Raw genomic sequence first — 7,120 nt, forward strand, 5'->3', positions numbered from 1 at the left:
GCCGCCCCTCCGACCGCCGGAGGCAGCCCGCGCCCGCGCCCCGCACGGCCTTGTGCCGCACGGGTTCACGCGGCGCGTCGCGTTTCCGAAGCAAGAAGCACCACCCCACTGGAGGACCGTTGATGGAAGCCCCGCAAAAGAATCTCGCCCTCGATCTCGTGCGCGTCACCGAAGCCGCCGCGCTGGCATCCGCCCGCTGGCTGGGCAAGGGCAACAACGACGCGGGCGACGGCGCTGCCGTTGACGCCATGCGCCTGTCCTTCAATTCGCTGAACGTGGCCGGCCACGTGATCATCGGCGAAGGCGAGAAGGACCACGCCCCCATGCTGCACAACGGAGAGAAGGTGGGCACCGGTCGCGGCCCGGCCATCGACGTGGCCGTGGACCCCGTGGAAGGCACCAAGCTGCTGGCCTATGGCCGCCCCAACGCCATTTCCGTGGTGGGCGTGGCCCCTGCGGGCACCATGTACAACCCCGGCCCCAGCTTCTACATGCAAAAGCTGGTGGTGGGCCCCGCCGCGCGCGACGTCATCGACATCGACGCCCCGGTGAAGGAAAATCTTCAGAAGATCGCGAAGGCGCTGGGCAAGGACGTGGACGACCTGGTGGTTTTCGTGCTGGACAAACCCCGCCACGAAAAGCTCATCCAGCGCATCCGCGAATCGGGCGCACGCATCCAGTTGCACACCGACGGCGACGTGGCCGGTGCGTTGATGGCCGTTGACCCGCGCTCGGAAGTGGACGTGATGATGGGCACCGGCGGCACCCCCGAAGGCGTGCTGGCGGCCTGCGCCATCAAGGGCGTGGGCGGCCAGATGCTGGCCCGCCTGGACCCGCAGTCCTACCCTGAAAAGGAGGCCCTGCACGACGCGGGCCTTGACCTGCGCGAAATCCACACCGTGGATACCCTGGTGCGCAGCGACGAGGTGTTCTTTGCCGCCACGGGCATTTCCGGCGGCACCTTCCTGCGCGGGGTGCAGTACACGGGCGTGGGCGCCATCACCCATTCGGTGGTCATTCGCGGCAAGACGGGCACCATCCGCTACATCGAATCGTACCACAACTGGGACCGCCTGATGAAGATCAGTTCGGTGAAGTACGACTAGAACTGGCGGATGACGCAGCCGCCCTTTTGGACGGTTGCGCACCCGGATTCCTGCATTCACTGGCCGGTGCGGCAACGCACCGGCCATTTCGTTCCCGCGCCTTCGTGTGGACGTCGGACCTGCGCCCCCCGGCATGCGCGACGCACGACGCCCCCACCCGTATCGTACCGGCTCCGCCGGGCTTCCCTTTCGGCGTCACCGCCTGTAGACAGACAGGTGCATCCGGGGCCTGCCCGATGGGTCTGGGCAGCCCGGTGAACCCGCCGAGCCTGGCGGGGCAGGCACAGCTGCCCAAACGCCCCGCCCTACCGCAACCAAAGGATTTCCATGTTCATGCCTGCATTCCGCCTTGCCGCATTGCGCCGGGCCTTTGGCCTGACCGCGCCCCTTGCCTGCATCTGCCTCGTGCTGCTTCTGCTGACCGCGCCGGAGGCCCGCGCGGCGGGTTTCTACGAACAGCCCCCGTTCGACAACGCCGAGCTGACCCGCTTCATCGACGACTTTCCCCGCTTCCGCGACTGGGTGAAGCGGGCAGGCGAAGCCCCCCACCCCTCCGTGGGCGCGGACGGCCTGCCCGGCTTCGAATACTCCGCGCCTGCCGCGGCGGAACTCGAACGCATGGGCTGGAAGCCGGAACGGTTCTTCTTCATCATGGGCCGCTCGGCGGCGGCGCTGGCCGACATTGAGGAAGGCGACGCGCTGGCCGGGGCCAACCGCCCCGCCGACATGCCGCAGGTGACCCCGGCGGAAACCGAACTGGTGCGCCGCCAACTGGCCTCGCTGCTGCGCGCCGTGATGGGCGAATAGCGGGCACCGCCGCCCCGCACCCCGGCACTGTCGAGCACGGCTCTCGCGCTGCCTGCGTGAGTTCAGGGGCAGTTCGCCTTCGCCTCCTGCGGTGGCGGTCCACAGCCCCCACCCAATCCTCCTGGCACCTTACCCGCACGTTGAACGCACCGCGCCCCGCCGGAACACCATCCGGCGGGGCGTAACGCGTGTGCGGCCCGGCTGCCCCGACAGGGGAGTCGGACAGGTTCCGTTCGCACCACATCCGCTCGCAATGGCGGCCTACATGGTGATCACCGTGTAGCCCCGTTCGATCCAGTCGCCCATGGCCGGGTGCCCGCTCATGTCGCCGATGAGTTCAAGCCCGGTGGCCTCCACCTCTTCCGCAACGCGCTGGATGGATGCACAGGCCTTGCAGGCTCCGGCGAACAGCCCGGCATCGCGCGCCTTTTCGAACAGCGGGCGCATGGTGTGCCCGGAGCCGGCCACCACGGGCACGGCCTTGATGGCCTGCCCCTCCACCACCACGCGCACGTCCCAGCCGCGCGCGTGCATGTCCAGCGCGTTCAGCATCACGTGCACGAAACAGGGCACCTCGCCCTGAATGGCATACAGCACGACCTTGTGCATGGCTCCCCTCCCTTGGTTTTCCGCCGGGCCGGTGGCGCGGCGGCCACCAGCCCGACGGACGAAAAGACAATCCGGAAACGGCTTCTAGGTGTAGGATTGCATCAACGCCCTCAACCCGTCCCTGTCCACGGGCTGACGGCCCAGCGGCCCCTTTTGCAGCACGGGCAGGCTGGCATCCAGCGGGGGCCTGTCGTTGCGGTAGATGACCCCGACGGGAATGCGCTCGCCGAATTCCTGCGCCACCTGCATGGCGGCGGCCCAGTCGGTGGGGTCGTGGTCTTCCGGCAGTTCCTGGCAGCGTTGCTTGTACCAGCCGAAGGTGTTGACCTTGTTGAACGACACGCACGGCGAGAACAGGTCCACCAGCGCGAAGCCCTTGTGCTGGATGGCCAGCTGGATCATTTTCACCAGATGCGGGGTGTTGCCCGAGAACGAGCGCGCCACGAACGAACATTTCATGGCCACGGCCACGGCAACGGGGTTGAACGGCGCATTGCGCACCCCGTCGGGCTGGCTCTTGGTGATCTGCCCTTCCGGGGTGGTGGGGCTGGCCTGCCCTTTGGTCAGCCCGTATATCTGGTTGTCGTGCACCAGCAGGGTCATGTCCACGTTGCGGCGGATGGCCGCCAGAAAATGGTTGCCGCCCTCGCCGTAGTTGCAGCCGTCGCCGCTCTGGGCGATGACGGTCAGCTCCGGGTTGCACAGCTTGATGGCCTGCGCCGGGGGCAGGCCGCGCCCGTGCAGGCCGTTGAAGCCGTTGAGGTCGATGTAGTGCGGGGCCTTGGCCGCCTGCCCGATGCCGGAAACGTGTGCCACCCTGTTGGGGGCAAGGTCCAGCCCGGCCAGCGCCTGGCGCACGGCCTTCATCACGTCGTGGTTGCCGCAGCCGGGGCACCACGAGGTCTTCTTGTATTCGCCGTAGACTTCGATATCCATGATCGCTCCTGGAAATTCCCTACGGGATTCCGCTGTCCTGTCAGTGGTCACAGCAATGCCCGAGTCGTGACGCCATTTGGCAACCCAGGATTTTTTTCCGCTGGCAAGGAAAACGAACCGGCCATGAGGGAATATACTCTTTGGTATTTGACCGATATGGCCGGTGACGTTTGACCGCTTTGCGCCCGATGTCCGTAGGGCTCGCGAACTCGCCCAACGGCCACGCTTCGCGCCCTCCGGGTCGGAAGCCAGCGGGAAAAAGGCCGGGTTGCCTACTCCAAGCGCTCCGCAAGCCACTTCGGCGTGAATATGCGCCCGTCATAGCGCAGCAGCGTGCGCGACACCTCGAACCCGGTCTCCTGCCGCAGCAGGCGGGCGAACTGCCCCGTGGCGTTGCCTTCCACGCATACCACTTCCTTCGCCGCCTGAAGTGCGGGCAGGAACTGCGCGGGGTCCAGCGGCCAGACCTGGGTGAAACTCATGACGCCCACGCTGCGCCCCCTGTCGCGCAGCAACTCCGCCGCCTCGGCCACCGGTCCCTCGCTGGAGCCCCAGCAGACCAGCAGCAGATCGGGGTTGGCATCATCGGACACGCGCGGGGGAATGCACAGCGCGCGCAGGCCCTCGCCCTTGCGCAGCCGCTTGTCGTTCATGGCGTTGCGCAGGTCCGCGTCCTCGGTGATGTTGCCCTGCTCGGTATGCTCGTGGCAGTCGGCCAACACCAGGGTTTCGGTAAAGCCCGGCACCTTGCGGGGCGACACGCCGCTTTCGGTCAGTTCATACCTTTTGTAACGCTTGAACTTCGGACCGCCTCCGGGGCTGAAGTCCGGCTCGGCCACGGGGGGCAGCGCATCCAGGTCGAAAGGCACCACAGCACGATACGAGTCGGACAGGTACTGGTCGGTCAGCACGAAGACCGGCGTCTGAAAGCGTTCGGTCAGGTCGAAGGCCGCGTGGGTAAGGTGGAAGCAATCCTCGATGGTGGCGGGGGCCAGGATGGCGCGGGGGAATTCACCGTGGCCCGCGTACAGGGCCAGGTTCAGGTCGGCCTGTTCGGTGCGGGTGGGCAGACCGGTGGCCGGGCCGGGCCGCTGGGCCAGCACGATGACCACCGGGGCCTCCATGACGCCCGCAAGGCTGACGCCTTCGGTCATCAGGGCAAAGCCGCCGCCGGACGTGGGCACCAGCGCCTTGGCCCCGGCATAGGTGGCCCCCAGCGCCATGTTGATGGCGGCAATCTCGTCCTCTGCCTGTTCCACCACCACGCCCAGCTTGCGCCCCTTGGTGATCAGTTCCTGCGCCACCGAGGTGGCCGGGGTCATGGGATAGAACGAACAGAACTTCACCCCTGCGGCCAGCGCACCGAGGGCGATGGCCTCGTTGCCGTGCAGCATCATGCGGCCCTTTGGCCCCTTGGGCGCGGGCAGCGCGGCGCAACTGGCGCGGTGGGCTTCCGCCCATTTCCAGGCGTCGTCCAGCACCTTCATGTTCTGGCCGACCACCTCGTCGCCCTTCTTGCCGAAGGTTTCGCGCACCAGCCCTTCCATGGTGGGCCTGTCCACGCCCAGCAAGGATCCCAGCACGCCCAGCGCGGCCACGTTCTCGAAGATGGGGCGCGGGGACAGGTCCTTGAAGGGCACGGGCACGGCCTTGGTCCCTTCCGGGTCCAACCCGGCATCAAGGATGACGATGCCGCCGTCGGCCAGTTCATGCTTGTGCAGGCTGACGGTTTCCTGGTTCAGGGCTACCAGCACGTCCATGGCTTCCGCCGGGGCGGCTATGGGTGCGTCGTGCACGCGGATGCTGTAGGTGTTGTGGCCGCCGCGCACGCGGGACATGTAGTCCTGCGACACCACGACCTCATAGCCGCTGCGGATCAGGGCCTTGGTCAGCATCTGGCCGATGGTGACCAGACCCTGCCCGGCCTCGCCGCCGATGACGATGTTTCTGCCTGTGTGGCTCACGCCGCACCTCCTTGCTTGTGTGCCGTCTCGCCGTCATGCCGCGCCGTACGCCGGGCGCATGCGCGGGCGGGTTACCGGTCCGGGAACGCCCCAGGGGCGCGCCCAGCCGGTTCGCCCGCCCGGAGTGTCTTTCGTCTAGGCCGTTGCCGCCGCAGGCATGGTAAACACCCGCGCCGCCAGATCCTTGTCCAGCAGCAGCATGCCCTGGCCTTCGCCGTTGATGAGCCGCAGCTTGTGCAGCAGGTCGTTCACGCCGTCCTCTTCCTCCACCTGTTCGGTGACGAACCATTGCAGGAAGATGTTGGTGGCGTGGTCGCGCTCTTCAATGGCCACGTTGACCAGATCGTTGATGCGCGCGGTGACGTGGCGCTCGTGCTCCAGGGTCTTCTGGAAGGCGTCCAGCACGCCGTCCCAAGAAGAAGGAGGCGCGTCGATGGGCTGCAGGATCACCCTGCCGCCGCGTTCGTTGATGAAGTCGTAGAACTTCATGGCGTGGAACAGTTCTTCCTGCGCCTGCACCCGCATCCAGTTGGCAAAGCCGGAAAGGCCCATGTCCGCGAGGTAGGCGGACATGGAGAGGTACAGGTAGCTGGAATACATTTCCCATTTGACCTGATCGTTTAGGGCCTGGTTCATGCGTTCGGAAAGCATCGTGGTCTCCTTGAGTGCGAAATTGGCCGGATGCCGGGCCGTGGGCACCGGTTCACGCAATAACCGGCAGTATTTACCATAGTACACGAAGGGCGGGTTTGCGCAAGGGGAAGGGGGGGGAAAGGGATTGCCGGTACGGGCGCGATGGGGTATGCCCCGCCTGCGCGGCCAATGCGGGGACCGCCCCGCCGCCCGTCATCGGTTCAACGGGCACCACGCCCTGGCCGCGCCGCAAGGAGACCGCATGTACAGCACCAGCTACGGCTTCGGGCAGGCCCGGGCCGCCCAGACCACCATTCCCTGCCGCACCTGCGGCACCGCGCTGCGCGTGGAGCGCACCTGCCACGAGGTGTTCCTGCGCTGCACCACCTGCCGCACCACCCACGACGTGGGCGAATACGTGGCCCAGATGGACGAGGCCCTGGAGTCGTTCATGGAGAACGTGTACTGCGACCGGACGTAGCCGCTTGCGACTATCCGGTACGGCGAACACGCGAAAAGGGGACGGAAGTCACGAGACTTCCGTCCCCTTTTCGCATGCGCGTGAGGGGGACAGGGGACAGGAAGGGGGAACGGCCAGGGAATGGCGGGCACGGCGGGCAGGCGCGAAAGCCTGATGCCACCGGAACGGCGGGCAGGAACGGCGGTGCATTCACCGCCGCGCGTGACAGCCAGATGCTGCTTCCAGGGCGGGATGGTTCTAGAAATAGCCCAGGGCGTGCAGCGAAGCCAGCATGGCCTCCTTGTCGGCGGCGCGACCGGCGCGCTCGCCCCCCGCGCCCTGCGCGCCCCGCATGCCTTCCGGCGGCAGGGTGCACGGCATGCACCCCAACGAGCGGTACCCCCGGTCGTACAGTTCGCAGTGGGGCAGGCCAAGCTGCATGGTGGCGGCCCACACGTCCATCTCGCTGAAGTCCAGCACCGGGTGCACACGCAGGTGGGGCGGTTCCGCCACCGGCTCGCGCACGGGCCGGGCGGCCCTGTCGGGGTGCTCGTCGCGGCGGATGCCGGTAAGCAGCACGGCCACGTCCAGCGCACGCACCGCGC

The 7,120-nt window shown here is 67.2% G+C and carries 8 protein-coding genes; 3 read left to right on the forward strand and 5 right to left on the reverse strand.

Annotated elements, in window-relative coordinates:
* Positions 1 to 122: 122 nt before the first annotated feature.
* Together glpX and FVW20_RS03855 are read left to right on the forward strand one after the other, a co-directional pair.
* A complete protein-coding gene (glpX, locus tag FVW20_RS03850; protein WP_012611343.1) occupies positions 123 to 1,106 on the forward strand; it encodes a class II fructose-bisphosphatase in 984 nt (327 codons plus the stop codon).
* Between the two features lie 333 nt (positions 1,107 to 1,439).
* Positions 1,440 to 1,913, forward strand: coding sequence for a hypothetical protein (locus tag FVW20_RS03855; RefSeq protein WP_231038842.1), 474 nt, complete (start codon positions 1,440 to 1,442; stop codon positions 1,911 to 1,913).
* 261 nt (positions 1,914 to 2,174) lie between these two features.
* On the opposite strand, the gene FVW20_RS03860 is transcribed toward FVW20_RS03855, so the two are convergent.
* From FVW20_RS03860 to FVW20_RS03875, 4 genes are all read right to left on the reverse strand, one after another.
* Positions 2,175 to 2,522 carry a cytoplasmic protein gene (locus FVW20_RS03860; RefSeq protein ID WP_196608368.1) on the reverse strand — a complete coding sequence of 116 codons (348 nt, stop codon included), beginning with the start codon at positions 2,520 to 2,522 and terminating at the stop codon, positions 2,175 to 2,177.
* A gap of 84 nt (positions 2,523 to 2,606) precedes the next feature.
* Positions 2,607 to 3,458, reverse strand: coding sequence for a 2-oxoacid:ferredoxin oxidoreductase subunit beta (locus FVW20_RS03865; RefSeq protein WP_196608369.1), 852 nt, complete (start codon positions 3,456 to 3,458; stop codon positions 2,607 to 2,609).
* Between the two features lie 272 nt (positions 3,459 to 3,730).
* Positions 3,731 to 5,422: a 2-oxoacid:acceptor oxidoreductase subunit alpha gene (locus FVW20_RS03870; protein WP_196608370.1), complete on the reverse strand. Its 1,692-nt coding sequence runs from the start codon at positions 5,420 to 5,422 to the stop codon at positions 3,731 to 3,733.
* A 135-nt stretch (positions 5,423 to 5,557) separates the two neighbouring features.
* Positions 5,558 to 6,073 (reverse strand): ferritin, encoded by a 516-nt coding sequence (locus FVW20_RS03875; protein WP_196608371.1) that lies wholly within the window; start codon positions 6,071 to 6,073, stop codon positions 5,558 to 5,560.
* A gap of 244 nt (positions 6,074 to 6,317) precedes the next feature.
* Here FVW20_RS03875 and FVW20_RS03880 point away from each other — a divergent pair, with 244 nt between their 5' ends.
* Positions 6,318 to 6,536, forward strand: a complete 219-nt coding sequence (locus FVW20_RS03880; protein ID WP_196608372.1) for a dual CXXC motif small (seleno)protein — start codon at positions 6,318 to 6,320, stop codon at positions 6,534 to 6,536.
* Positions 6,537 to 6,773: 237 nt separating this feature from the next.
* On the opposite strand, the gene FVW20_RS03885 is transcribed toward FVW20_RS03880, so the two are convergent.
* The coding region (locus tag FVW20_RS03885; protein ID WP_196608373.1) for a phosphoadenosine phosphosulfate reductase family protein at positions 6,774 to 7,120 on the reverse strand (347 nt) is incomplete at its 5' end.

It is taken from the genome of Nitratidesulfovibrio oxamicus (assembly GCF_015731765.1).
Taxonomy (GTDB): Bacteria; Desulfobacterota; Desulfovibrionia; order Desulfovibrionales; family Desulfovibrionaceae; genus Cupidesulfovibrio; species Cupidesulfovibrio oxamicus.

Bases quoted from the DNA above. Each gene is read 5' to 3' on its own strand.
- glpX (WP_012611343.1), top strand. From the start codon at position 123: ATGGAAGCCCCGCAAAAGAATCTCGCCCTCGATCTCGTGCGCGTCACC.
- FVW20_RS03855 (WP_231038842.1), top strand. From the start codon at position 1,440: ATGCCTGCATTCCGCCTTGCCGCATTGCGCCGGGCCTTTGGCCTGACC.
- FVW20_RS03860 (WP_196608368.1), bottom strand. From the start codon at position 2,522: ATGCACAAGGTCGTGCTGTATGCCATTCAGGGCGAGGTGCCCTGTTTC.
- FVW20_RS03865 (WP_196608369.1), bottom strand. From the start codon at position 3,458: ATGGATATCGAAGTCTACGGCGAATACAAGAAGACCTCGTGGTGCCCC.
- FVW20_RS03875 (WP_196608371.1), bottom strand. From the start codon at position 6,073: ATGCTTTCCGAACGCATGAACCAGGCCCTAAACGATCAGGTCAAATGG.
- FVW20_RS03880 (WP_196608372.1), top strand. From the start codon at position 6,318: ATGTACAGCACCAGCTACGGCTTCGGGCAGGCCCGGGCCGCCCAGACC.